The 23717-nt window shown below is 59.4% G+C and carries 26 protein-coding genes; all 26 read left to right on the top strand.

From position 1 onward, the window contains the following. The first annotated feature begins 335 nt into the window (after window positions 1-335). The 26 genes from B5V00_RS01295 (at window position 336) to flhF (ending at window position 23713) form a co-directional block, all read left to right on the top strand. The gene (locus B5V00_RS01295; RefSeq protein WP_085008720.1) at window positions 336-2744 is read left to right on the top strand and encodes a tetratricopeptide repeat protein; all 2409 of its coding nucleotides are present in this window, start codon (window positions 336-338) and stop codon (window positions 2742-2744) included. 30 nt (window positions 2745-2774) lie between these two features. Beyond that, window positions 2775-3158 (top strand): flagellar basal body rod protein FlgB, encoded by a 384-nt coding sequence (gene flgB, locus B5V00_RS01290; protein ID WP_085008718.1) that lies wholly within the window; start codon window positions 2775-2777, stop codon window positions 3156-3158. A gap of 2 nt (window positions 3159-3160) precedes the next feature. After that, window positions 3161-3592, top strand: a complete 432-nt coding sequence (gene flgC, locus B5V00_RS01285) for a flagellar basal body rod protein FlgC (protein ID WP_085008716.1) — start codon at window positions 3161-3163, stop codon at window positions 3590-3592. A gap of 9 nt (window positions 3593-3601) precedes the next feature. Then, window positions 3602-3895, top strand: coding sequence for a flagellar hook-basal body complex protein FliE (gene fliE, locus B5V00_RS01280; RefSeq protein ID WP_085008714.1), 294 nt, complete (start codon window positions 3602-3604; stop codon window positions 3893-3895). Between the two features lie 64 nt (window positions 3896-3959). Continuing rightward, the gene (fliF, locus tag B5V00_RS01275; RefSeq protein WP_085008712.1) at window positions 3960-5516 is read left to right on the top strand and encodes a flagellar basal-body MS-ring/collar protein FliF; all 1557 of its coding nucleotides are present in this window, start codon (window positions 3960-3962) and stop codon (window positions 5514-5516) included. A gap of 1 nt (window position 5517) precedes the next feature. Beyond that, entirely contained in the window at window positions 5518-6540 is a 1023-nt protein-coding gene (gene fliG, locus B5V00_RS01270) for a flagellar motor switch protein FliG (protein WP_085008710.1), read from the top strand. After that, window positions 6527-7156 (top strand): FliH/SctL family protein, encoded by a 630-nt coding sequence (locus tag B5V00_RS01265; RefSeq protein ID WP_085008708.1) that lies wholly within the window; start codon window positions 6527-6529, stop codon window positions 7154-7156. Before fliG ends, B5V00_RS01265 begins: the two co-directional genes overlap by 14 nt. Then, window positions 7156-8556: a FliI/YscN family ATPase gene (locus B5V00_RS01260; RefSeq protein WP_085008706.1), complete on the top strand. Its 1401-nt coding sequence runs from the start codon at window positions 7156-7158 to the stop codon at window positions 8554-8556. Before B5V00_RS01265 ends, B5V00_RS01260 begins: the two co-directional genes overlap by 1 nt. A gap of 12 nt (window positions 8557-8568) precedes the next feature. Continuing rightward, the gene (gene fliJ / locus B5V00_RS01255; protein WP_085008703.1) at window positions 8569-9012 is read left to right on the top strand and encodes a flagellar export protein FliJ; all 444 of its coding nucleotides are present in this window, start codon (window positions 8569-8571) and stop codon (window positions 9010-9012) included. Beyond that, on the top strand, window positions 9009-9500 hold the full coding sequence (locus B5V00_RS01250; protein ID WP_085008701.1) for a MotE family protein: 492 nt from the start codon (window positions 9009-9011) through the stop codon (window positions 9498-9500). Before fliJ ends, B5V00_RS01250 begins: the two co-directional genes overlap by 4 nt. Before the next feature lie 104 nt (window positions 9501-9604). Next, the gene (locus B5V00_RS01245) at window positions 9605-11014 is read left to right on the top strand and encodes a flagellar hook-length control protein FliK (protein WP_085008699.1); all 1410 of its coding nucleotides are present in this window, start codon (window positions 9605-9607) and stop codon (window positions 11012-11014) included. A 21-nt stretch (window positions 11015-11035) separates the two neighbouring features. Beyond that, a complete protein-coding gene (locus B5V00_RS01240) occupies window positions 11036-11704 on the top strand; it encodes a flagellar hook assembly protein FlgD (RefSeq protein ID WP_085008697.1) in 669 nt (222 codons plus the stop codon). Then, window positions 11701-12087 carry a TIGR02530 family flagellar biosynthesis protein gene (locus B5V00_RS01235; protein WP_085008695.1) on the top strand — a complete coding sequence of 129 codons (387 nt, stop codon included), beginning with the start codon at window positions 11701-11703 and terminating at the stop codon, window positions 12085-12087. The genes B5V00_RS01240 and B5V00_RS01235 overlap by 4 nt, the downstream gene beginning before the upstream one ends. Before the next feature lie 81 nt (window positions 12088-12168). Continuing rightward, the gene (locus tag B5V00_RS01230) at window positions 12169-13440 is read left to right on the top strand and encodes a flagellar hook protein FlgE (protein ID WP_085008693.1); all 1272 of its coding nucleotides are present in this window, start codon (window positions 12169-12171) and stop codon (window positions 13438-13440) included. Window positions 13441-13687: 247 nt separating this feature from the next. Beyond that, window positions 13688-14455, top strand: a complete 768-nt coding sequence (locus B5V00_RS01225; RefSeq protein ID WP_085008691.1) for a motility protein A — start codon at window positions 13688-13690, stop codon at window positions 14453-14455. A 6-nt stretch (window positions 14456-14461) separates the two neighbouring features. Then, window positions 14462-15202 (top strand): flagellar motor protein MotB, encoded by a 741-nt coding sequence (locus tag B5V00_RS01220; protein WP_085008689.1) that lies wholly within the window; start codon window positions 14462-14464, stop codon window positions 15200-15202. Between the two features lie 15 nt (window positions 15203-15217). Continuing rightward, the gene (locus B5V00_RS01215; protein ID WP_085008687.1) at window positions 15218-15712 is read left to right on the top strand and encodes a flagellar basal body-associated FliL family protein; all 495 of its coding nucleotides are present in this window, start codon (window positions 15218-15220) and stop codon (window positions 15710-15712) included. A gap of 9 nt (window positions 15713-15721) precedes the next feature. Continuing rightward, a complete protein-coding gene (fliM, locus tag B5V00_RS01210; RefSeq protein ID WP_085008685.1) occupies window positions 15722-16717 on the top strand; it encodes a flagellar motor switch protein FliM in 996 nt (331 codons plus the stop codon). Next, on the top strand, window positions 16707-17033 hold the full coding sequence (gene fliN, locus B5V00_RS01205) for a flagellar motor switch protein FliN (RefSeq protein WP_085008683.1): 327 nt from the start codon (window positions 16707-16709) through the stop codon (window positions 17031-17033). The genes fliM and fliN overlap by 11 nt, the downstream gene beginning before the upstream one ends. After that, the gene (locus B5V00_RS01200) at window positions 17033-17413 is read left to right on the top strand and encodes a FliO/MopB family protein (protein WP_085008682.1); all 381 of its coding nucleotides are present in this window, start codon (window positions 17033-17035) and stop codon (window positions 17411-17413) included. Before fliN ends, B5V00_RS01200 begins: the two co-directional genes overlap by 1 nt. Window positions 17414-17418: 5 nt before the next feature. After that, window positions 17419-18144 carry a flagellar type III secretion system pore protein FliP gene (fliP, locus tag B5V00_RS01195; RefSeq protein ID WP_342748505.1) on the top strand — a complete coding sequence of 242 codons (726 nt, stop codon included), beginning with the start codon at window positions 17419-17421 and terminating at the stop codon, window positions 18142-18144. Between the two features lie 94 nt (window positions 18145-18238). After that, window positions 18239-18508: a flagellar biosynthesis protein FliQ gene (gene fliQ, locus B5V00_RS01190; protein ID WP_085008678.1), complete on the top strand. Its 270-nt coding sequence runs from the start codon at window positions 18239-18241 to the stop codon at window positions 18506-18508. A gap of 8 nt (window positions 18509-18516) precedes the next feature. Beyond that, window positions 18517-19293 carry a flagellar biosynthetic protein FliR gene (fliR, locus tag B5V00_RS01185; protein ID WP_085008676.1) on the top strand — a complete coding sequence of 259 codons (777 nt, stop codon included), beginning with the start codon at window positions 18517-18519 and terminating at the stop codon, window positions 19291-19293. A 9-nt stretch (window positions 19294-19302) separates the two neighbouring features. Next, entirely contained in the window at window positions 19303-20358 is a 1056-nt protein-coding gene (gene flhB, locus B5V00_RS01180) for a flagellar biosynthesis protein FlhB (RefSeq protein WP_085008674.1), read from the top strand. A gap of 18 nt (window positions 20359-20376) precedes the next feature. Continuing rightward, window positions 20377-22464 carry a flagellar biosynthesis protein FlhA gene (gene flhA, locus B5V00_RS01175; protein ID WP_085008672.1) on the top strand — a complete coding sequence of 696 codons (2088 nt, stop codon included), beginning with the start codon at window positions 20377-20379 and terminating at the stop codon, window positions 22462-22464. Next, a complete protein-coding gene (flhF, locus tag B5V00_RS01170) occupies window positions 22454-23713 on the top strand; it encodes a flagellar biosynthesis GTPase FlhF (protein WP_085008670.1) in 1260 nt (419 codons plus the stop codon). The genes flhA and flhF overlap by 11 nt, the downstream gene beginning before the upstream one ends. The last annotated feature ends 4 nt before the right edge of the window (window positions 23714-23717 follow it).

The raw sequence follows: 23717 nt of genomic DNA, 5'->3' as shown, positions 1-23717 counted from the left end.
TTAACCTGAATCGGTGAGTTTCTGTTGGATGGAGAGTGCAAGTGCTTGGTCTGAATGAGATTTCCAAAAATCTGAAGCGCACCCACAGGTTCGCTGGTGATTTTTGGGAAGCTCAGGCAGATCAATGACTTGTGCTGTCCGCCGACAAAGGACTTACTGATTCAGGTTTAACACCAAATGCGTGTTGAACACCGATGGCATCGGACGCCATCCGCGAACCTGTCAAAACTCCGTCCCGAGATCATCACAAAACCGAATCTTGCGGTTTAATCCTTTATTTTCAGTGAGTTATCAATTGGCACGCGAATGGCAGACGGTGATCGCAGGACAAAACCATGAGATCTTTATCCAGACGACATACGTACGTTTCCTTCTTCCTGCTGCTGATCATCATCGGCCTGCTGCAGACGTCCCCGGCGGCTGCGGGGGAAGGGAAAAAGTCGGTCCTCAACGATCTTTCCAGCCGTTCGGATATGGGGATCAGTCGGGTCACTTTCGATTTTGACCGGCTGCCGAACTACGATCTCAAGACTTCGGGGCAGAGAATTGACCTGATTCTGAAGCACAGCGCCGCGGGAATCGGGCTGAAACACCTGCCCGAGGATGACAAGATCATCAAGGTGTTGGTCGCCCGCGACCTCGACAACCTGATTGTTTCGCTGCTGCTGCGCCGCATTCCATCGCACGTCGTTGCCACCCCGGATGACAACCTTCATCAGTTGAAACTCGCCATACGCTGGGATGACGCCGACACGGTCCGTCCCGGGATCGTCTTTGACCTTCCGGATATGCCGGCAGTCCGTAAAAACGGTGTGCAGCTGAAACGTACCAGCCTGGCCAGGTCGCACTACAAGGGAAACTGGACCGCTTTTCTGCAACGCTCCCACACGCCGATTCGACTGCAGGTCAGGCCCGCCTACAGTCTTCCCGACCATGCGGAACTTCCGGATGACGGACTGCGTGGCAAATATCCTGAACAATGGCGTATCGCCCTGCGCAAAGCCGACTGGCAGGAGCTGCAGAAGCTGACAGCCGGCGCGCCGACGACCGCTGGAAAACTGCTGCGCGGCGAGGCGTTGCTGCGCGGCGGGCAGCCGGAACAGGCTCTCCAGGTGTTGCGCGAAATCAAACTGTCAGATCCGCGGGGAGTGCCGCAAGACCGCCTCCATTATTTCCTGGCTCACGCCCAGGTCCGTACCGGCCAGCCTTACGCGGCCCTGCTCAGCCTCACCCAACCGGGGGACAATACGGGCCGGAACACGTCCTGGCAGCCATGGATCGCCCTGCTGCGCGCAGAAGTCGAACTCGGTCTCGGACACGCTGACAAAGCACTTAAAGCCCTGGCCGCAATCTCCCCGGGAGACAATGAGAAATTACGTCTTATCAAGGAACTGCGTCATGCCGACAGCCTGAGTCTCAAGGGTGACTACCCCGCCGCCATGAAGGCCTACCTGTCTCTGCCCGAAGAACTGACCGCCGAACGCGGGTTCAGTCTCGCCCAGCAGGCACTCTGCTGTCAGATGACCGAAAATTACGGTCGCGCGCGTGAGGTATTCAACGCCCTGGCCCACCTGCTACCGGCGGGCGAAGACAGGGCCCTGGCCCGTTACGGCGAATTGACCTGTTATGAAAAGCAGAGTCGCTCGCTGGTCTACCTCGACAAACTGGAATCTTTGCGCTGGGACAATGACGGTAGCGAAGTTGCCTATCGGGTGATGATGAAACTCAGTGACCTGATGGCGCCCGGCAAAACAGACGCGGCGATCCGCAGGCAACTGAAAGACTACCGTCTCGTGGCCGAAAAAGCCCCGATCATGGACTTACGCCAGGAGGCCGGCATCAAGATCGCCATCCTGCAGCATCTGCAGGGCAACAACGAATCCGCCATCCATCAACTGGAAAAAAACCTGAGGGATTTCAAACGCGGCAGCCTGCGCAATGAAGCGGTCTCCCTGCTCGGCGAATTGTTGCCGCCGACCATCACCGACCAGATCCGCAAGGGACGGAATCTTGACGCCCTGGTACTGGTGGAAAGAGATCGCAGCCTGCTGATTCAACAACCGCTGTCCTGGGATTTCCTCTACCAGATTGCCCTTGCCTACGATCGACTGGAACTCGACAGCCGCGCTGACAAGATTTTTCTCTATCTCTACGACCGGGCAAAGGACAGGAAACAGAAAGCGCGGGCCTGCCTGCTGCTGGCCCGAAATTATCTGCAACTCGGCGAGCTGGACCTGGTCGAACAGTACAGTGAACGCTACCGCACCCTGCAACCGCGTGGCAGTGACCTGGCTCGTTCCTGGCTGCTGCAGTTGCGGGCGCGTGTCGCCCGGGACGGTACCAAAAATGCCGTCGCCTGGTTCGACCGGCAGAAGGTCACCGCGGATTCTGAACTGGCACTCTACGCGGCGCAGCTCTACTGGGAACTGAAACGCTATGACCGGGTCGTGGAGAACCTCGACCGGGCGAAAAAAGAGACGACCAGGCTTCCGCTGCAGGCGGCACTTTGGCGGGCGGAAGCCTATTATCGCCTCGGTCGGAAAGAAAAAGCGCTGAAATATTTCCAGGATCTGTTCAATCAGCCGGAAGCCGCCGCCCAGGCGCGATATCGGGCGGCGACCATCCTGCTCGACAAAAACAAGCTTGAAGCGGGCAGCCAACTTCTCAAGGAAGTTGCCGCGGATACCCGCGACAAGCGGTGGAGCCGCCTGGCTGCGGACAGACTGCTCAGCCTGACCATGTAGAACCAACCTGACTGTTGAAGGGGTACACCGATGGCCGGACCGGTATTTTTCGATACCAGCATGCAGATGCTCAGAAAAGTTATCGAGCTGCGGCAGAAAAGTCAGCAGGTCATTGCCAGTAATATCGCCAACGCGGATACCCCCGGATACCAGCCGCGGCGTCTCGAATTCGAAAAAAGCCTGGCACGGGCGGTATCCGGCGGCATGAACCAGAAAGCGACCCGCCCTGAGCATCTCTCCACCGACGGCACCCTCACCGGCATAACCGGTGAGGTGGTCACCGAAAAGGGGGCGGTCAATGTTGATCAGGAAATGATCAAACTGTCGGAGAACCAGATTCTTTATGAAGCGGCGGTGCAGATGCTGAACAAGAAACTCGCCCTGCTCAAGTACGTAACCCAGGATGGGAGATAGTCATGAACATCTTTGACACCATGAAAATCAGCGCGTCAGCTCTCAAGGCGCAACGGATCCGGTTAAACGTTATCAGTTCCAACCTGGCCAACATTGAAACCACGCGCACCCCGGAGGGCGGACCCTATCGGAAAAAGAATGTCGTCTTTCAGAGTACCCGGCTTGATTTCGGTGATCGTCTCGACCAGGTGACCCGCAAAGGGGTGCAGGGGGTGAGGGTCCCGGCCATCGTCGAGAGCAATCGCATGCCGCGACGCGTTTTCGACCCGGGGCATCCGGACGCCGACAGTGACGGCTATGTCGCCAAACCGGACATCAACCCGGTGGAGGAAATGACCGATATGATGAGCGCCACCAAGGCCTATGAGGCCAATGCCAATGTTATCAAGGCGGCCAAACGGATGGCCTTGAAAGCCCTAGAAATAGGACGTTGAGGATAAGTCATGGAAAAAATTTCGCTGCAGAGTCAATTGCTGCCGAAACTGACCCCGGGCGGACCCGCGGCAAAAAACCCGGCGGAAAAATTCGGCAGCGCCCTCGGCAAGGCCCTGAACGATGTCAACAAGATCCAGGCCAAAGCCAATGACGGCATCAAAAAGCTGCAGAGTGGCCAGGACGCCAGCCTGCCGGACGTCATGCTGAGCATGGCTCAGGCCGACATTTCGATGCGTCTGCTGGTTCAGATGCGCAACAAGGTGATCGAAGCCTACCAGGAAATCATGCGTATGCAGGTTTGACCTGAAACCCCTGTCTCATTCAGGTGAACTGTTCAACTTGCGATGAAACGGAGAGTTTTGACCCATGGCTGAAACCACGACCGAGACAACCAACACCAACCTGCTGCAGAACTGGCCCACGTCGCGCAAATTGAGCCTGGTCGGCGTCGCCCTGCTCTGCCTGATCTTCTTCGCCGTCCTCATTATCCAGGCACGGATCGCCGATTACAGCCTGCTGTTTGCCAATCTCGACGGCAGTGATGCGTCCGCAGTGGTCGACTGGCTGAAGGACCACAAGATTCCCTATGAGTTGAAAAATGACGGGCAGGCCATTTATGTCCCGGCGGACAAAGTCCACGAAAGCCGCCTGCAACTCGCCGGAGCGGGACTCCCCCAGGGCGGTGGCGTCGGCTTCGAGATTTTCGACAAGCAGAGCTTCGGCATGACCGATTTTGTGCAGAAGGTCAATTATCGCCGTGCCCTGCAGGGAGAGCTGGCACGTACCATCTCCTCCCTGGCGCCGGTGGCCGGAGCCAGGGTTCACCTGGCCCTGCCCGAACGACGGCTGTTCAAGTCGGAACAGCAGCAGCCCTCCGCTTCGATCATTGTCAAGCTGACCAATGGCCGGCGATTGAGCCAGTCCCAGATCAGCGGCATTGTTCACCTGGTCGCCGGCAGTGTCGAAGGGCTTGAACCGGAACAGGTGACGATTGTCGACGCCAGCGGAAAAATCCTCTCCAAACCGGCCGCCGACGTCGGTGAAGACGGCACCTCACCGGCGATGCTCACTCACCAGGCGAGCATTGAACAGCGCCTGGAACGTCGAGCGCAATCACTGCTTGACCGGGCCCTCGGTGCCGGCAACTCCCTGGTCCAGGTTACAGCCAGCATCGATTTCAGCAAGCATGAACGGCTGGAGGAAATTTACGACCCCCAGAAAACCGCCGTGGTCAGCGAGCATGTGACCGAAGAAAAAGGCGCGAGCGAAACCACCGGCGGCGTTGCCGGCGTTCAGGGTACACTCGACGGCGCTCCGCCCGTGACCAGCACCACGCCATCGAGCCGGACCGATGAAATCACCAATTATGAGGTCAGCAAGATTGTCAACAAGCTGGTGGAACCGGTGGGCAAACTGAAAAGCCTTTCCGTCGCCGTTCTGGTCGCGGATCGCCGGGTGACCGGCGCAGACGGCGAAACCAGCTTTGAACCCCGCGATGCCAAGGAACTGGCGGCCATTGAAAAGATGGTACGCAGCGCCCTCGGCATCAACCAGGACCGCGGTGACGTGATCAGTGTCACTTCGATGCCCTTCGAAACCGACATCCTGACCGAACCGATTCCCGAAAGCAGTCCCCTCGACCACATCAATGTCTTTATGCCCCTGATCAAGTATGCCCTGCTGAGCATCGCCTTCCTCATCGCCTACCTGGTCCTGGTCCGGCCGATGGTCCGCAGCCTGCGGGGCGGCAGCGGGCCGGTTGCGCAATACAAGACCGTTCAGGAGATGGAGCAGGAGATGATCGAAGGGGGAGAAAATCGGCTGCTCGCCGCCAAGGACCCGGCTGAACGCCTGCGGCGCCAGCTGATGAATTCCGAATCCTCGCCGACCCAGGTGGTCAAGGCCTGGCTGCAGGAGAATTGACATGATGGTCGGCGACAAAAGTTTTTCCAAGCTGACCGGGGTCGAGAAGGCCGCCGTGCTGCTGCTCTGTCTCGGCGAGGAAACCACCACCAAGGTGTTCGAGGAACTGCCGGATGACGATGTCCGCATCATCAGCCGCTGCATGATGAACATCAGCCACGTCTCCGCGCCCCTGGCCAAGGATGTGATCGAGGCCTTCAAAAAAGATTCCGCTGAATACACCGGCCTCTTCGTTCAGGGGCGTGAATTCGTCCGCAAGGCGATCTCTTCGGCGGGCGACCCGGCACGGGTCAACAGCCTGATCGAACAGGTAGAAAACACCGCCGATGAACGCCCCCTGGAAACGATCTCGCTGATGCAGCCGCGTATGGTCGCGAGCCTGCTGCAGTCGGAACACCCGCAGACCGTCGCCCTGATCCTGTCGACCCAGAAACCGGAGCATACCAGCCGCGTGGTCAGCTTTCTTCCCGAAGAGCTGCGGGCCGACATCATGTACCGCATCGCCCGCATCGACAAGGTATCCCACGAGGTCATCGCCCAGATCGAGGAGGCACTGCAACGGGAAATCGGCGTCGTCAATGAAGGAGACCAGCAGCAGGTCGGCGGCATCGACAAGGTGGTTGAGATCCTCGGCCGCATGGAAGGTGGACTGGACCGGGACATTCTCGACAGCATCGACGAGGAAGACACCGAACTCGCCGAAGAAATCAAACGCCGCATGTTCACCTTCGAAGACCTGGGAGAGCTGGATAACCGGGCCCTGCAGACCATCCTGCGGGAAGTCAACAACGACCAGCTGACCATGGCCCTGAAGAGCTGCTCTGACGGCGTCAAGGACAAGATTTTTGCCAATATCTCCGAACGGGCCGCCTCGATGATCGAAGAAGATCTCGAGGCCATGGGTCCGGTTCGGCTTTCGGAAGTGGAGACCATGCAACAGACCATTGTCGACATCGCCCTGAAGCTCGAGGAAGAAGGTCAGATCGTTATTGCCGGCCGCGGAGGTGGTGATGTCCTTGTCTAAAGTGCATCGAGCGCAGGAATTCGCCAACCTGCAACAGGTACATTTCGCCGACTTCGGGTCCGTTTCACCGGGCATGCCCACGGGAGCGGAGGTGGGCGGATTTGAGCAACCGGCGGCAACCGCCAGCAGTGAGGAAGCCTTTACCCGCGGCCGGCAGGCGGGAATCAGGGAAGCCGAGGAACGCTTCGAACAGGCCGCCAACGCCCTGGCCAAAGGTCTCGAAGAAATCAGCCGGCTGCGTGAATCCATTCTCAGCAACAGCAGCCGCGACATGCTGCGCCTGGTCCTGACCATCGCCCGGCAGGTTATTCACCGCGAAGTGACCGTCGACCCGGAAATCGTCCTGTCGACCATCGACATGGCCCTGCAGGCGGCGGTCGATTCCGACAGTTTCCTGGTCAAGGTCAACCCGAAGGATCTGGCCCTGGTCGAAGAACGCAAACCGCTTTTTCTGGCCAGCATCAAGGGTCTGGAAAACATCGTATTCAAGGCTGACGACTCGATCGCCTCCGGCGGTTGCCTGGTCGAATCAGATCTCGGGCAGGTTGACGCGACCATCGACGGACAGCTTGAAGAAGTACGCAAAACTCTGCTTGGGGCCATAGAGGAATCCTGATGAAACGCCTGGTAGCGCAAATCGAAGGGTTCAACCCGATGCGCATCTGCGGCAAGGTTACCCAGATTGTCGGACTGGTGGTCGAAGGATTCTGCCCCACCGCCGCGGTCGGCACCCTGTGCCAGATCGAACCGTTGAACGGCGGCGCTCCGGTCAGTGCCGAAGTGGTCGGGTTCCGCGGCAACCGGGCCCTGCTGATGCCCCTCGGAGAACTGCGCGGCATGGGACCGGGAAGCCTGATCCGGGTCTGTCGTGACAGCGCTTCCCTGCCGGTCGGCCCGGGCCTTCTCGGCCGTGTCGTCGATGCCATGGGCCAACCTCTGGACGGCACCGCCCTGCAACGCTGCGACCGGGAGATGCCGATCTACGCCCTCCCCGCCGGCCCCCTGGAACGCAAGAAAATCGACCGGCCGCTCGATCTCGGCGTCCGCGCCATCAACGGGCTGCTGACCTGCGGCATCGGGCAGCGGATGGGGATCATGGCCGGGTCCGGCGTCGGCAAGAGCGTCCTGCTCGGAATGATGGCCAAACAGACCCGGGCCGATGTCAACGTCATTGCCCTGATCGGGGAACGAGGGCGCGAAGTCCGGGAGTTCATCGAAAGCGATCTCGGTCCGGAGGGGCTGGCGCGTTCCGTGGTGGTGGTCGCGACTTCGGATCAATCGCCGCTGCTGCGCATGCGCGGGGCCTTTGTGGCAACAACCATTGCCGAATATTTCTGCCGCGAGGGAAAAAATGTTCTGCTGATGATGGATTCGGTGACCCGGTTCGCCATGGGCATGCGCGAAGTCGGACTGGCCATCGGCGAACCGCCGACCACCAAGGGCTACACGCCGTCCGTTTTCGCCACCCTGCCGAAACTTCTGGAGAGAGCCGGAAGTTTCAAAGGCAAGGGCAGCATTACCGGGCTCTACACGGTCCTCGTCGAGGGCGATGACATGAATGAACCGGTGGCCGACTCGGTACGCTCGATCCTTGACGGACATATCGTCCTGTCGCGAGATCTGGCCGCCCGCAACCATTATCCAGCCATCGATATCCTGGCCTCCGCCAGCAGGGTGATGCGTGAAATCGTTGACGAGGAGCAGATCCGGGCGGCGGGACAGATCAGAGAGATTCTGGCAACTCATCGTGAGGCTGAAGACCTGATCAACATCGGCGCCTACGCCGCCGGCAGCAACCCGAAAATCGACCACGCCATCGCCAAGATCGAAGCGGTCAACCGCTTCCTCCGCCAGGGGATCAAAGACCAGGCCGACCTGCAGTCGACCATCAGCGCACTGCGGGATCTGGCTGCCGACAAACCGCAGGCGCCGCCGCAACCGACCCCGCCACTGCAACCGGCAACGACACCGGCAAGACCGGTACAGACAGCTCCCCCGCCATCGGCGTACAGCTGAAAGGATTAAATCATGGGTAAGGCCTTCAAACTTCAATCGGTGCTGAACTATCGGCAAATCATCGAACGTAAAGCCCAGCAGGTGCTGGCTCGCGCCCTGACGCGCCAGGGGGACCTGATGGCGCAACTGGCCCGCCAACGGGCCGAGCTCGACTACCTGACCAGCGATTTCGAAAATCGCAAGCGGCAGGGGCTGTCAATGGCCGACCTGAACCTCTACCGTTCCCACATCCGTTATTCAGAACAGCAGCTGCGCAGCCTGGAGAAGGAATTCGAACAGTCGAATGCCGAGGTCTGCAAGTGCCGGGAAGAACTGATGCGCAGCTGTCAGGACCGGCGGATGGTGGAAAAACTGAAACAGAAACAGGCCGTTCAGACTCGACGGGAAAACCTGCATCGGGAGAACCTCAGTCTCGACGAGATCGCGCTGCGCGAACGACAGGGAGGACTGGCATGAAACAGCTCTGCCTGCTCCTGCTGCTGGCACTCTGCCTGGTTCCACGACCCGTGGCGGCAGCCCTGCCGCCCGAGGCTGACGGGATTGCCAGTGTCGAGGAACGCCGGTTGCTGGCAGCGATCGAAGAGCGAAAAAACCGCTTTGCCGAAAAGGAAAAAGCCCTGCAGTTGAAAGAAGAGAAATTATCCAGCCTGGCGATCGAACTTGATCGACGACTGGAGGAGATGCAGAAACTGCGCAAACAGATCGCGGACCTGCTCAAGCAGAAGAAACAGGCCGAGAACGAACGCATCAAAGCCCTGAGCCAGATGTATGAAAAGATGGACAAGGCCAAGGCGGCCGAGCTGCTCGGCAAAATGGATTGGGATCTGTCGCTGGCGATCATGAGCCAGATCAAGACCAAGATCCGCAGCAAGATCATCAGCCAGATGGATCCGCAGTACGCCCTTCACTACACCAAGGCTTACTCCACCCTGAAACAGGATTGATTCAAGGTGGTTGACCATAGCCCGTCACGGACGGGAGATCTCAGACCCGCACTGGTGTTGAAACGCTCACCGCACCAGGGTCACACAGAAAGGAGGTGAATACCATGGAAGCCATCCCGTTACTCAACATCAATGCCGCACTCCCGACAACTGCCGGCATGGAAACAGCAGCTGCCGCCCCGCAACCGGGGACCGGATTCGAGCTGCTGCTGGGCACCCTGACCGGTCAACTGCAGAAGGAGGACCTGACCAGGATGCTCGACGACGGCCAGTTGCTCGCCCTGCTGGCAGGCCGGGGGCAGGGTGGGCAGGCCATGCCGCAGTTGCCGCAGGATCTTATCGCACAGCTGCCCGAGGAGATGCAGCTGGCGATTCGCAGGCTGCCGCAACAGGGCCTGCTGCAGGGACTGCAACCGGTCGGCGGAGTTCCGAACGTTGCGGTCCCATCCGGACAGGTGGCAGAACCACAGCTGCCGACAACAGAAAAACCCGGCATCACTCCTGAATCGGCCCAGATTGTCAAGGCCGAGGAAACCACCGGGTTCAAACAGCTCGGGCTGCCGCTCGACAAGCCCTTGCCGACGACAACCCCGGCGCAGGCTTTCCCGGAGCAGCCACAGCCCGGGAAGCTGCAGCAGACGGCAAACGGACCACCCCTCGATCCGGTCAAGGCTCTTCAACCGGTATCGCAGACCATCGAACCCGTGATCCCGACGCAGACCGGGGCCGTTGAATCCGGCGACCCACGTTTCGGCAAATTGCTCGGCAAACTTGCTGAATCCAACCCTCAACGGAAGGAGGCGTCAACCGTACCGGCAACGCCACCGCGTTCTGAAACCTGGCTCTCCGGAGTCCAGCAGCTCCAACCGGCAGCCGATGGGAGCAACAACCCGTTCGGTGATCTTCTGCAGAACCAGGGCCGTGATCCGGGCGATCAGGCAAACGATCCGCCGCGCATCGAGCCCTCCCATCTGCAGGCGGGATTCAACCTGCACCGGCAGGCGCCCCAACCGGTCACTCCGTCGGCACGGCCTCCCACGGCAACGATCAGCCTGCCGTCCGGACGCGTTGTCGAGGAAAAGGCCATTTATGAACAGGTTGCCGGCCACATCCAGGGCAGCCGCAACGGAAAGTCCGGTCATGCCAGCCTGCGGCTGCACCCGGCTGAACTCGGTGAAGTCAAACTCGACCTGAGCGTTCATCATGACCGCGTCAGGGCGGAGATTCACGCCCAGAACAGCCAGGTGCAGGGAGTGCTGGAACGCAATCTTCCCCGTCTGCGTGACGCCCTGGAACAACAGGGACTGCACATCGAATCGCTGCAGGTCAGTGTCGATTCCGGACACAGTCAGACCGGGAACTGGCAACAGCAGTTTGCCGGACAGTTCCAGCAACATCGTCCCCCCACTCCGCATCAGCCCTACCGACAACCCGGGCTGCCGCAGGAGTTGGAGACGACAGTCGAACCGAACCGACCTTACCGTCATGGTCAAGGTCTCAGCCTGCGGATCTGATCCGCGTGGAAAGGAGCAGCAATGGCAACCATCAACGGCATCGGCAGTCAGGCGAACCTGGCCGCCGCTACCGGCAATATCGCCAGTCAGGCCCTCGGCAAGGAGGATTTCCTCCAGCTCCTGGTCGCCCAGCTGCAGAACCAGGATCCGCTCAACCCGGCTGATGCCACCGAGTTCACCGCTCAACTGGCACAGTTCAGTTCACTTGAGCAGATGTTCACCATGAATGAGTCATTGCAGAAACTTTCGTCCCTGAGCGGAGATATGGAACGCCTGTCGGCGCTCGGCCTGATCGGGCGCGAAGTCACGGCGCAAACCGACCTGCTGAAATTCGAGGGCGCACCGATCGAACTCGGCTATCGCCTGCCCGATTCGGCGGCCCGGGTCACGGTCCATATCCTCGACGCCAACAACAACACGGTCGCCACCCTGGCACCGCCGAGCAAACTGGCCGGCGAACATTTCCTCTCCTGGGACGGCACCGCCGACAATGGCGTGACCGTTCCGAAGGGAAGCTACCGGTTGGCAGTCAACGCCCTTGACAGCGAAGACAGGACCATTGAAACCGTCCCCCTGGTTCGCGGTACGGTTTCCGGCGTTGATCTCGATCCCTCAGGCAGCAGCGTAGTCACCGGAAACGGCAGTTTCCTGATGAGCAAACTGCTGAATGTCAACGGAGGCTCGCCATGAGCAGCCCGATCACCATCATGCCGACACCAATCGGCCGACCGACGTCCCGCCCGACAACCGGAACCGGGCGGAATTCGGAGGTCAGTGATACACGGTTCGAATCTCTGCTTCAGGACCGCATGGCGGGGCAAAACGTCAGATTCTCCCGTCATGCCGATCAAAGGCTGCAGCAACGCGGCCTGCGGATCAGCGGGGAGCAATCGCAACGCCTGCAGCAGGCGATGCGGAAAGTTGCCGACAAGGGCGGCCGTGACTCGCTGGTGCTGCTCGACAACCTGGCGCTGGTGGTCAGCGTCCCCAACAACACGGTCGTCACGGTCAGTGACCGCGGCAGCCTGCGGGAGAATGTCTTCACCAACATCGATAGTGCGGTCATCGCCTGACCGCCCCAACCGAACCGGTCCTCACGCGAGGAGGTTCGTGGGCCGCCGACCGACAGACGCGGCCCTACGGAGGAACAAAACATGGGAATCGCAAGCAGTCTCTTCAGTGGTGTTTCCGGCCTGACAACCAACGGCAACGCCATGAGCGTCATCGGCAACAACATCGCCAACAGCAACACCATCGGTTTCAAATCGAGCCGTTCGATTTTTGCCGACCTGTTGTCCAGCACCATTTCCGGCTCCGGCGGGCAATCACAGATCGGCCGCGGCTCGGGCATGTCGGTGGTTGACAACATCTTCAGCCAGGGAACCTTCGAGAACACCGAACTCAATTCCGACCTGGCGATCGAGGGACCGGGATTCTTCATGGTCACCGACCCGAGTACCGGCGAGCTGCGCTTCACCAGGGCCGGCGCTTTCCGTTTCGACGCGGACGGCTATCTGATCAATCCCGAGGGCTACAATGTTCAGGGCTATATCCTCGATGACCAGGGCAATACCGTCGGCGACCTGACCAACATCAAGGCCAACACCCGCTCCTTCAGTCCCGCCAACCAGACAGCGATGGTCACCCTGAACACCAACCTCAATGCCAATTCCCCTTACGTCGGTCCCTTCGACATCAACAATCCGGCGACCACATCGAACTACGCCGCGTCGATTCGGGTCTTCGACTCTCTCGGCCAGACCCACCTGCTGACCACCTATTTCACCAAACTCGATCCAGCCACCAATCCACTGCAATGGGGCTGGTATGCCACCATGGATGCCGGTGAACTCGGCGGCACCCCGGGCACCCTGCAGCAGGTCGGAACCGGCACCCTGCAGTTCGACACATCCGGCAACCTGGTCACCCCCACGGTCGGCACAACCACCGCCGGCGCTCTGACCTGGGGCAACTCGGCGGCCCAGAACCAGCAGATCAACATTGATTTCCAGACCACCCAGTATTCGAGCGCCTCGGTGGTCGTCGCCCAGGAGCAGGATGGTTTCGGTACCGGCACCCTGGTTAAACTCAACATCGATAATGACGGATACATCATCGGCAACTTCAGTAACGGACAGCCGCGCAAACTGGCCCAGATCGCCCTTTCAAAATTTTCCAACCCCGGCGGACTGAGCAAAGCGGGCAACAATCTTTTTGAAGCCAGCGACTCATCCGGCCCGCCGATCATCGGGACCGTCGGTTCCGGGGTCGGCAAGATCTTCACCAATTCCCTGGAGCAGTCGAATGTCGACCTGGCGCAGGAGTTCGTGAAAATGATCACCACCCAGCGCGGATTCCAGGCCAACTCGAAAATCATCACCACCACCGATGAAATGCTCAATGACCTGATCAACCTGAAGCGCTAGGAGACTTTCGGGCTTACTCTTCGGGTCAAAATCATGACCCCGTTGCGGGCCGACAACCTTTCCGGTTGTCGGCCCGGCTTATTTTTCGCAGAAAATAAATTTCATAACCGCCTGTTTTATCGGCTGTTTACAACGCGATGATGTTGTCAAAAAATCAACCCCAAGTGGGTGGCATGTCTTTTGATATGGCACCACTGCAGTTCGTTTGTTGTTACGTTGAAAACCGTCAGAAATTCTTGAGGACAACATGGACCTGTCAACCATTCTCGGAATCCTCGCAGCCTTCGGTCTGATGTTCGCCGCCATGTCGAGCGGCGGCAACATCGGTATTTTCATCGACATCCCGTCGGTCATGATCGTCATCGGTGGAACCGTCGGGACGGTGCTGGTGCACTTTCCCTTCGGCGACGTGTTCAGTTCGATCAGTGTCTTCAAAAAAGCGATCCTGCACAAATCGGTCGACCCCAAGGAACGGGTCAAAACCATGGTCGAGTACGCCGGCAAGGCCCGCAAGGAGGGCGTTCTCTCGCTGCAGTCGGTACTCAACAACATCAACGATCCGTTCCTGGAAAAAGGTTTGCAGATGGCGGTCGACGGCCAGGAACCGGACACCCTCAAGGAACTGCTCGACCGGGAGATCGACTACATCCAGGAACGTCACGACAAGGGAGCGGATATCTTCATCGCCATGGGCACCTACGCCCCGGCCATGGGCATGATCGGCACCCTGATCGGCCTGGTGCAGATGCTCCAGTCCCTCAACGACCCATCCTCCATCGGCCCGGCGATGGCGGTCGCCCTGCTGACCACCTTTTACGGCGCCATTATCGCCAACGTCTTCTGCATGCCGATCAGCGGCAAACTCAAGGGCCGTTCGGCGACCGAAGTCCTCGACAAATCACTGATCGCCGAAGGACTGAAGCTGATTCTCAAGGGCGAGAACCCGCGCATCATCGAACAGAAACTGCATGCCTTCATCGCCCCGAAACTGCGCGAAAGCAACTTCAACAACTGATAACCCATGGCCAGAAAACAAAAAAAAGCGGAAGCCGGAGCACCGGCATGGATGGTCACCTTCAGTGACATGGTCACCCTGTTGCTGACCTTTTTCGTGCTGCTGCTGTCGATGGCACGCCTCGACAAGATGAAGTTCATGGATGCCGCCGGCTCCCTGCGTGGCGCCTTTGGCGTGCTGGGTTCTTCGGACAAGGCCGAGGTCACCAAGCCGCGTATCATCGATGTCGCTCCGGTCTACGACGACCTGGTGAGCCGGGTCTACAAGCGGGTCCTGGCTCACCTGCAGCGATTGCGGATCGACCGTGAAATCGAACTGGTCAAGGATCGCGGCGCGGTCGTGCTGCGGGTCAACAGCGCCATCCTGTTCGATCCCGGGCAGACCAGGGTCAAACCGGAGGCCGAAGTGATCCTGCAGAAAATTTCCGAACTGGTCCGGCCCCTGCCGATGAGCCTGCGCATCGAGGGGCATACGGATGACATCCCCAGCCGTCATGCCGCCGTGAGCAACTGGGATATCTCGGTACAGCGTGCTGTCAATGTTTTGAAATTCATGGCCAAACGCAAGTTGATGCCGCTGGAGCGCATGTCCGCGGTCGGATACGGGTCGATGCAGCCGGTCGTCCCCAACGATTCACCCGAACACCGGGCCATGAACCGGCGCGTTGAATTTGTTCTCGAAAACCTCGGCAACTATCGGGAGGACCTTCCCTACCTGATCGATGCCCAGGACCAGCTACCCTTCTAACCGGACGAGGTTGATATGGCCGACAAACCTGAAAATGCTCCCGAGGGGGGCGGTAAATCAAAAAAGATGCTGCTGATCATCATTATCGCCGCGGTGGTACTGATCGGCGGCGGCGTCGCGGCTTTCCTGCTGCTGAGCGGCAACAGCGATGCCGACGCCAAAGCTGAACAGGCGAAAAAGGATGCCGAAGCCATCGCCAGCACCAACATCGGCCCGATGGTCAACATCGAATCCTTCATCGTCAATATTCTCGATGATTCCGGCACCCGCTACCTCAAGGCCGCCATGACTCTCGAAGTCACCTCCGACAAGACGGTCGAGGAGATCAACCAGCGCATGCCGCAGATCAAGGATGCCATCCTGCTGCTGATCGGCAACAAGTCCTTCAGCGAACTGCAGGATCTGCAGGGGAAAATGCAGCTGCGGGCCGAACTGAGCGCAAAGCTCAACGATCTTCTCAAGAGTGGTCAGATAAAACGTATCTACTTCACCGATTTCGTCGTTCAGTAGGAGAACCACGTGGAACGCATCCTGAGTCAGGAAGAGATCAGCGAACTGCTCACCGCCGTCAAACACGGCGACATCGAGCCCGAGCCCGAAGAGACCGCCTTCTCCGACAGCGGGTCCGTCTGTCGCCTGGACCTGGTACGGGCCGGGTCGAACAACGAACTGAGGCTCAACAACCTCGACCTGATCCTCGATTCGTTCGCGCGCAATTACGCGATCACCCTGACCAATCGCATCCAGCAGCCGGCCAACGTCAAACGCACCGCCATCTCTTCGATGGAATGTGAATCCTATCTCAACCATCTCAAGGATGGCGCAGCCATCGGCGTCTACAAACTCGAGCCCCTGCGGCACGGCATCCTTGTCGTCTTTGAATCCGAGCTTTCCTTTGCGATGGTCGAGCTCCTGCTCGGCGGCAACCTCGGCACCAAGTCGCGAACGGCGCAACGGCCGCTGACCTCCATCGAGCTGAATATCCTCGACAACAGCATCGGGGATGCGTCTCTCGACCTGGTCAAGGCGCTCGGCGACCTTGAGGAACTCACCATTGAGCCGCAGGGGATTCAGAACAACCCGCGCATGGTCAACCTGATTCCCGCCGACGCGATGACCATCGTCGCCAAACTGAACGTCGAAATGAACGGCGCCAGCGGTCAGATGCACCTGGTCATCCCCAATTCGGTCATTGACCCACTGCGCGAGAAACTGCAGGCCAGGGATCAGCCGGACAACCTCGGGGACAACGGCTGGCAGAAGCACCTGCGGAGAGAACTGCCCCTGGTCCAGGTCGAGATGTCGGCAGAACTCGGAACCATCAACCTCGAAATGCGTGATTTCATCAACTTCCAGGTCGGCGACATCATTGACCTGCCCTGGAGCCCGTCCGAACCCCTGACCATTCATGTCGAAGGTCGGCCCAAGTATTTTGCCCAGGCAGGTATCCGCAACGGCAACAAGGCCGTACGCATCTCGGGAATCTATCAAGAGGGAGCAGAGCATGGAAACTGATACTCGAAACACCACAGACGCCGGCAACGGGGATCTGAACGCAGGCACCGTAAATCCGCGCAGCATCGACTTTCTGCTCGACATTCCACTGAATGTCTCGGTCGAGGTCGGTCGGTCGCGCATCCTGGTCAAGGAACTGCTGCAGATGCGCGAAGGCTATGTCATCGAGCTGGACAAGCTCGCCGGAGAGCCCCTGGACCTGTATGTCAACTCGAAACTGATCGCCCGCGGCGAAGCGGTGCTGGCCAATGACAAGTTCGGCCTGCGCCTGACCGATGTCATCAGCCCGGCGGAACGCATCGAGAACCTCGGCTGATGAAAAGGATTCTCTGGATCGTCGGGCTGCTGCTGACGCAACCGACCCTGGGATTTGCGGCGGCGGACAGCTCCAGCGGCGAACTGCTGAGCAGCGGCATGCGGGTAATCGGCACGCTGGTGCTTATCATCGGCCTGGTGCTGGTGATCTATGCCCTGGCAAAAAAACGCTTCAAACTCCTTCCCGGCCGACACCAGGGAGCCATCCAGGTACTTGAGATGCGCTACCTGGCCCCCAAAAAAGCCGTCGCGCTTGTCAAGGTCCGAGGGCAGGAACTGCTGCTCGGAATCGGCCAGGAGCAAGTCAACCTGCTGCACCGGCTGGACACTCCGACAGACTTCGAAACCACTCTGCAGGATCAATTGAAGGAGCAGGCGTGAAACGAATCCTTTTCATCCTTGCCATTCTTCTCATTCCGCCGGCCGCGCATGCCCAGGGCCTGCCGACCATCACCTTCGGCATCGGCGAGGCGTCAAGCCCGGGAGAGGTGTCCACCGCCCTGCAGATCCTGGTGGTGCTCACCATTCTCTCCATCGCCCCGGCGATCCTGCTGATGACCACCGCCTTCACCCGCATCGTGGTCGTCCTCTCCTTTGTCCGGCAGGCCATGGGAACGCAGCAGATGCCGCCCAACCAGGTCATTATCGGCCTCTCGCTGTTTCTCACCTTCTTCATCATGGCGCCGGTCTTCAACCAGATGAATGACACCGCTCTGCAGCCCTATCTGGCCAAAAAAATATCCCAGGAACAGGCCCTGAAACGAGCGCTGGCGCCGATGCGGGAGTTTATGTACCGACAGACCGATGAGAAAGACCTCGCCCTGCTGGTCAATATCGCCGGCATCGATCAACCTCAGGATCTGACCGATGTTCCGACCGTGGCGCTGATTCCGTCTTTCATGCTTTCCGAATTGAAGCGGGCCTTTCAGATCGGCTTTCTCATCTATGTCCCTTTTCTGGTGATCGACATGGTCGTCGCCTCGGTCCTGATGGCGATGGGCATGATGATGCTGCCGCCGCCGATCATCTCTCTGCCCTTCAAGCTGCTGCTGTTCGTACTGGTCGACGGCTGGGGGCTGGTGGTCGGCTCGCTGGTACAGAGTTTTCACTGACGCAGGTCGCCGGCTGAGACCGGGGACAGGAGGTCGCAACGGACCTCGCGCCTCGGACCTCGCGCTTCGCGCCTGCAATCCGAAAGGATTGCCCATGTCTCCCGAAATGGTTATCGATGTCGGCCGTCGCGCCGTAGAACTGGTCCTGCTGCTTTCAGCACCGATGCTGATCTGCGCCGTGGTCGTCGGCCTGGTGATCAGTGTTCTGCAGGCCGCCACCCAGATCAACGAGCAGACGATGACCTTCATCCCGAAAATCGTCGCGGTTCTGGTCGCGTTGGTGCTGTTCGCGCCCTGGATGATTCAGCTGATGCTGACCTTCACCAGGGAAATTTACGGCAACATCAATCATCTTGGTGGTTAGATCGCGTCATGACCCTGCCGCAGCTGTCCGTTGAAACCATCCAGGCATTCCTGATCTGCCTGGTTCGGGTGGCCGCCCTGATCGGCACCCTGCCACTCTACAGCGGCGGGCAGACACCAATGCGGGTGCGCGCCGGACTGACGGTTATGCTGACACTGATGATTTTCCCGCTGGTCCGGGCCACCCTGCCGCAGGCCTCGATGGAACCGGTCTCGCTGCTGATCCTGCTGACCGGGGAAGGCATGTTCGGACTGATGGTCGGTTACCTGGCAAGGTTCATCTTCACCGCGGTGGAACTCGGCGGAACGGTGATCGGCTACCAGATGGGGTTTGCCGCCGCCAACGTCTTCGATCCCCAGAACCAGCGTCAGGTCTCGCTGATTTCGCAATTTCAGAATGTTCTCGCGATCCTGATTTTTCTCTCCCTCAACATCCATCATTACTTCATTCGCGCGTTGGTCAATTCCTTTGAGATGCTGCCGCCGGGACATTGGGATTTCTCCGGAGGTGCCGTCCCCTACCTGCTGGAGCTGGCCGGAAAAATGTTCGTCCTCGGCATCCAGCTCAGCGCTCCGATACTGGCGGTGCTGCTTCTTTCGGGACTGGTGCTCGGCATCATGGCCAGGGTTTTTCCGCAACTGAATGTGTTTCTGCTCTCCTTCCCGCTCAATATCGGCATCACGTTTCTGCTGATGGGCTTGACCCTGAACCTGATGGTGGCACTGCTGAACCAGGAGTTTTCCGATCTCGAACAGCGCTTCCGACTGCTGTTCGAAGCGCTCTAGGATTCGATTATGGCTGAAGAGCAGGACCAGGAACGGTCAGAACAGGCAACAGACAAGCGACGCGAGGAGTTCCGCAGCAAGGGTCAGGTGGCCCAGAGCCGCGAAGTTCAGACCGCGATGCTGCTCACCGCGATGCTGCTGATGTGGTTCTTTTACCTGCCCTTCTTCTGGCCGCGGCTGCAGAAACTGGTGGCCGGCATCTGGAGCCGGTCCGGTGAAATCAGGGTGAACCCGGAATCGATGTATGACCTCGGGATGGCCATTTTCGGACAGGTCGCCATGCTGCTCGCTCCGATCATGCTGCTGGTGCTGGTGGTCGGGGCCCTTTCCAGCATCATGCAGATCGGCTTTCTGCTGACCGGCAAGCCGATGGAGCCGGACCTGAGCAAGCTCAACCCGATCCAGGGAGCGAAAAAGTTCATTTCCAGGCGCTCGGCCGTCGAGGTCATCAAATCACTCGCCAAGGTCGGCCTGGTGGGGGTGGTTGCCTTCAAAACCGTCTACAACGAATTCGGCAACAGCATCCTGCTGGTTGATATGCCGCCGTCGGAGACCATGCGTTTTCTCGGTCGGACCGCCGGTCTGGTGTTGTTCAAAAGCTGCGGCGTGCTGATCATACTGGCGCTGTTCGATTACCTGTTCGTGCGCTGGGAGATGGAACAGAAGATGAAAATGACCAAGCAGGAACAGAAGGAAGAGCTCAAGGAAACCGAGGGTGATCCGCAGCTGCGGGCTCGGGTGCGCTCCCTGCAGCAGGAAATGGCACGTAAACGGATGATGAGCGAAGTGCCCAAGGCCGACGTGGTGGTCACCAATCCGACCCACCTGTCGATCGCCCTGAAATATGACCGCGCAACCATGGCCGCCCCGCAGGTCATCGCCAAAGGCGCCGATCACTTGGCGATGAAAATCCGCGAGATCGCCCGTGAAAACCGGATCGTCATGGTGGAAAACAAACCGGTCGCCCGGGCGCTTTACAAGCTGGAAATCGGGCAGGCGGTACCGGAGGAACTTTTTACCGCCGTCGCCGAGATCCTCGCCTACGTCTATGGATTGAAGAATTAATAATTTTAGGAGACGGGTATGCTGGCACTGCTGAAGAATCAGAACCTGGCGCAGAAGGTGCTGCGCAATGACGTCATTGTCGGATCCGGAGTGGTAATGATCCTGATGGTGATGATCATTCCCCTGCCCTCGCTGTTGCTCGACCTCTTCCTGACCCTGAACATCACCGTTTCCCTGGTGATCCTGATCATCGCCCTGTACACCACCCGGACCCTCGATTTTTCCAGTTTCCCGTCCCTGCTGCTGGCGACGACCCTGTTCCGGCTGTCGCTCAATGTCGCCTCAACCCGGCTGATCCTGCTGCACGGGCATGAGGGTGCCGACGCGGCCGGCACGGTGATCAAGTCCTTCGGCCAGTTTGTCGTCGGCGGCAACTACGTGGTCGGCATCGTCATCTTCTGCATCCTGGTGGTGATCAACTTCATGGTCATCACCAAGGGCGCGGGAAGGGTCGCCGAGGTCGCCGCCCGGTTCACCCTCGACGCCATGCCGGGCAAGCAGATGGCCATCGACGCCGATCTCAACGCCGGGCTGATCGACGAGGAAACCGCCCGCAGCCGCCGCAAGGAGATCGCCGAGGAATCCGACTTCTACGGCGCGATGGACGGCGCCAGCAAGTTCGTCCGCGGCGATGCCATCGCCGGCATCATCATCACCCTGGTCAATATCGGCGCCGGTTTCGTCATCGGAGTGCTGCAGAACGGCATGCCGGCCGTCAGCGCCGCCCAGACCTACACCATCCTGACCGTCGGTGACGGCCTGGTCGGCCAGGTCCCGGCTCTGATCATTTCCACCGGCGCCGGCATCCTGGTTACCAGGGCCGCCGGCAGTCGGGATTTTGGCACCGCCCTCAAGGGGCAATTGACCCTCCATCCCCGGGCCCTGTGGCTGGTCAGCGGCATCCTGCTGGTCTTCGCCATGATTCCCGGCCTGCCCCACATTCCTTTCGTGCTGATTTCGATCGTCCTCGGATTCATCGCTTTCCAGGTACAGAAAGCCCGGGAGCGTTCCCTGCTGGCCGAGGCCGAAACGGTGGAAGATGTGGAAGAACAGGACGTTGAGGTCGATTTTGATGAGCTGCTGCATGTCGACCTGCTTGAACTCGAAGTCGGCTACGGCCTGATTCCCCTGGTCGATTCAAACCAGGAGGGTGAACTGCTGCCGCGCATCCAGGCGATCCGCAAACAGTTTGCCATGGATATGGGCTTCATCATTCCGCCGGTCCATATCAAGGACAACCTGCAGCTCACGCCGAACCAGTACAGCATCCTGCTCAAGGGCGTGAAAGTGGGTGTCGGAGAAGTGTTCCCGGGTCAATATCTCGCCATGGATCCGGGCACCGCGACCGAGGTTATCAAGGGGATAGAAACCACCGAACCGGCCTTCGGTCTGCCGGCGGTATGGATTTCCGAAGACAAGAAGGATCGCGCGCAAATAGCCGGATATACAGTGGTTGACTGTGCCACGGTGATGAGTACCCACCTGTCCGAGGTGATAAAAAATCATGCCCACGAGCTGCTTGGACGACAAGAGGTACAGAACTTGCTGAATAGTCTTTCCAAGACCTGTCCGAAACTGGTCGAAGACCTGGTACCCGACATTCTCAACATCGGACTCATTATGCGCGTCATGCAGAATCTTCTCAAAGAACACGTCAGCATCCGGGATATCCGCACCATCCTGGAAACAATGGCCGACTACGCGCCCCATACCCAGGACGCGATGGTGCTGACCGAGTATGTCCGCGGCGCCCTGGCCCGCTCCATCAGCGACCGGTACGCTGTGGACGGGAAAAATCTCAACCTGATCACCCTCGACCGCGAGATCGAGGAAACCCTGCACAACGCCATTCACACCAGCCAGGAGGGAAGCTACCTGGCACTCGAACCGGGCCTCGCTCACAACATTATCGAACGTCTCAGCGACCTGGTCGCCGGAGCCGGCGGCGGCAATGTGCCGGTGCTGCTGACGGCCCCGACCATCCGCCCCCATGTCAAAAGGTTGACCGAGCGCTACCTGCCGCAACTGGTGGTGCTCTCGCACAATGAAATCGCACCGCAGATGATGGTGCGTTCCCTGGGAACGGTGAGCCTCAATGCAGGTTAGAGTTTTCGAAGCCGAAACCATGCCGGCGGCCCTTGCCAAGGTCAAGGAAACCCTGGGCCCGGACGCACTGATCCTCTCGACCCGCACTTTGCGTAAAAACGGCCTCGGGCTGCTGGGCCGACCGAAGGTCGAAATCACCGCCGCTGTCGAAACACCCGACCAGCAGCCGCAGACCGCCGCCGCGAACTACACGCCCGCGGCGCAAATCACAGCTGAGAAAAAGAAAAAAACCGCCCGGGCCCTGGACGATATCAATTACCGGGATATCTGGAAACAGAAGAAGGTCATCGATCCATTGGAAGCAGAGTTGCACGACCTTCGCGAAATGGTCGCCCGCCAGGATATCGGCACCCTGCGGGAAGAAATCGATGATCTGAAAGCCATCATCCGCCAGCTCAGCCTGCGGGAACAGCAGCCGGTTGCTGCCGTCCCCGCGACCCGGACTTACACCCCCGCGCCGCAGCCGGCGAACGAAGTCGATCGGCTGATCGCCGATCTGACCGGGCATGACATCGCGCCGGACACCGCTGAAACTCTGGCCCGCTATGCCGGAGACCGGCTCGACCCGCAGCAGTTCGGCAATCCGGCCCTGCTCGACCAGTTCTTCCTTGACACCATCGGCGAACTGGTGGAATTCGCTCCGCCCCTGCCCTCCCGCAAGGGACAGCAACGGGTCGCGCTGGTCGGTCCCACCGGAGTCGGCAAAACCACCACGGTCGCCAAGCTGGCCGCGGAATTTCTCCGCAATCAGTCGGGAAAGGTCGCCCTGTTCACCATTGACACCTATCGCATCGCCGCCATCGAGCAACTCAAGGTTTACGCCGAGATCATGGAACTTCCGGTCGAGGTGATCTATTCCCCGCAGCAGTTGCTGGAGGCCTTTACCCGCCACAGCGACAAGGACCTGATTCTGATCGACACCAGCGGCCGCAGCCATCGCGATGAGCAGGGCATGGCCGAACTGGCATCCTTCCTGGTCCCGGAAACGGAAACCGAAAATCACCTGGTGCTGGCAACCGGCACCCGTGGCCGGGACCTCGGCGACATCGTCGGCAGTTTCAGCCGCATGCCGCTGCATCGACTGATCTTCAGCAAGATTGATGAGGCCACCCAGCGCGGCGCCCTACTCGACATTCCGCTGCGCAGGAATCTTCCCATTTCCTATCTGACCAACGGCCAACGCGTCCCCGAGGACCTGCTGGTGGCCGAACCACGACTGGTGGCCGAATGTATTCTGGGCAGGCAATAGAGGT

The sequence above is a fragment of the Geothermobacter hydrogeniphilus genome, assembly GCF_002093115.1.
Classification (GTDB): Bacteria; Desulfobacterota; Desulfuromonadia; order Desulfuromonadales; family Geothermobacteraceae; genus Geothermobacter_A; species Geothermobacter_A hydrogeniphilus.
The sequence above is the reverse complement of the archived record's forward strand: the minus strand, read 5'-3'. Positions and strand labels throughout refer to the sequence as shown.

Bases quoted from the DNA above. Each gene is read 5' to 3' on its own strand.
- flgB (WP_085008718.1), top strand. From the start codon at position 2,775: ATGGCCGGACCGGTATTTTTCGATACCAGCATGCAGATGCTCAGAAAA.
- fliQ (WP_085008678.1), top strand. From the start codon at position 18,239: ATGTCTCCCGAAATGGTTATCGATGTCGGCCGTCGCGCCGTAGAACTG.
- B5V00_RS01230 (WP_085008693.1), top strand. From the start codon at position 12,169: ATGGGAATCGCAAGCAGTCTCTTCAGTGGTGTTTCCGGCCTGACAACC.
- B5V00_RS01225 (WP_085008691.1), top strand. From the start codon at position 13,688: ATGGACCTGTCAACCATTCTCGGAATCCTCGCAGCCTTCGGTCTGATG.
- fliJ (WP_085008703.1), top strand. From the start codon at position 8,569: ATGGGTAAGGCCTTCAAACTTCAATCGGTGCTGAACTATCGGCAAATC.
- fliE (WP_085008714.1), top strand. From the start codon at position 3,602: ATGGAAAAAATTTCGCTGCAGAGTCAATTGCTGCCGAAACTGACCCCG.
- B5V00_RS01220 (WP_085008689.1), top strand. From the start codon at position 14,462: ATGGCCAGAAAACAAAAAAAAGCGGAAGCCGGAGCACCGGCATGGATG.
- B5V00_RS01245 (WP_085008699.1), top strand. From the start codon at position 9,605: ATGGAAGCCATCCCGTTACTCAACATCAATGCCGCACTCCCGACAACT.
- flgC (WP_085008716.1), top strand. From the start codon at position 3,161: ATGAACATCTTTGACACCATGAAAATCAGCGCGTCAGCTCTCAAGGCG.
- B5V00_RS01240 (WP_085008697.1), top strand. From the start codon at position 11,036: ATGGCAACCATCAACGGCATCGGCAGTCAGGCGAACCTGGCCGCCGCT.
- fliN (WP_085008683.1), top strand. From the start codon at position 16,707: ATGGAAACTGATACTCGAAACACCACAGACGCCGGCAACGGGGATCTG.
- B5V00_RS01295 (WP_085008720.1), top strand. From the start codon at position 336: ATGAGATCTTTATCCAGACGACATACGTACGTTTCCTTCTTCCTGCTG.
- B5V00_RS01235 (WP_085008695.1), top strand. From the start codon at position 11,701: ATGAGCAGCCCGATCACCATCATGCCGACACCAATCGGCCGACCGACG.
- flhF (WP_085008670.1), top strand. From the start codon at position 22,454: ATGCAGGTTAGAGTTTTCGAAGCCGAAACCATGCCGGCGGCCCTTGCC.
- flhB (WP_085008674.1), top strand. From the start codon at position 19,303: ATGGCTGAAGAGCAGGACCAGGAACGGTCAGAACAGGCAACAGACAAG.
- B5V00_RS01250 (WP_085008701.1), top strand. From the start codon at position 9,009: ATGAAACAGCTCTGCCTGCTCCTGCTGCTGGCACTCTGCCTGGTTCCA.
- fliG (WP_085008710.1), top strand. From the start codon at position 5,518: ATGATGGTCGGCGACAAAAGTTTTTCCAAGCTGACCGGGGTCGAGAAG.
- fliR (WP_085008676.1), top strand. From the start codon at position 18,517: ATGACCCTGCCGCAGCTGTCCGTTGAAACCATCCAGGCATTCCTGATC.
- flhA (WP_085008672.1), top strand. From the start codon at position 20,377: ATGCTGGCACTGCTGAAGAATCAGAACCTGGCGCAGAAGGTGCTGCGC.
- fliF (WP_085008712.1), top strand. From the start codon at position 3,960: ATGGCTGAAACCACGACCGAGACAACCAACACCAACCTGCTGCAGAAC.
- B5V00_RS01200 (WP_085008682.1), top strand. From the start codon at position 17,033: ATGAAAAGGATTCTCTGGATCGTCGGGCTGCTGCTGACGCAACCGACC.
- B5V00_RS01215 (WP_085008687.1), top strand. From the start codon at position 15,218: ATGGCCGACAAACCTGAAAATGCTCCCGAGGGGGGCGGTAAATCAAAA.
- B5V00_RS01260 (WP_085008706.1), top strand. From the start codon at position 7,156: ATGAAACGCCTGGTAGCGCAAATCGAAGGGTTCAACCCGATGCGCATC.
- B5V00_RS01265 (WP_085008708.1), top strand. From the start codon at position 6,527: ATGTCCTTGTCTAAAGTGCATCGAGCGCAGGAATTCGCCAACCTGCAA.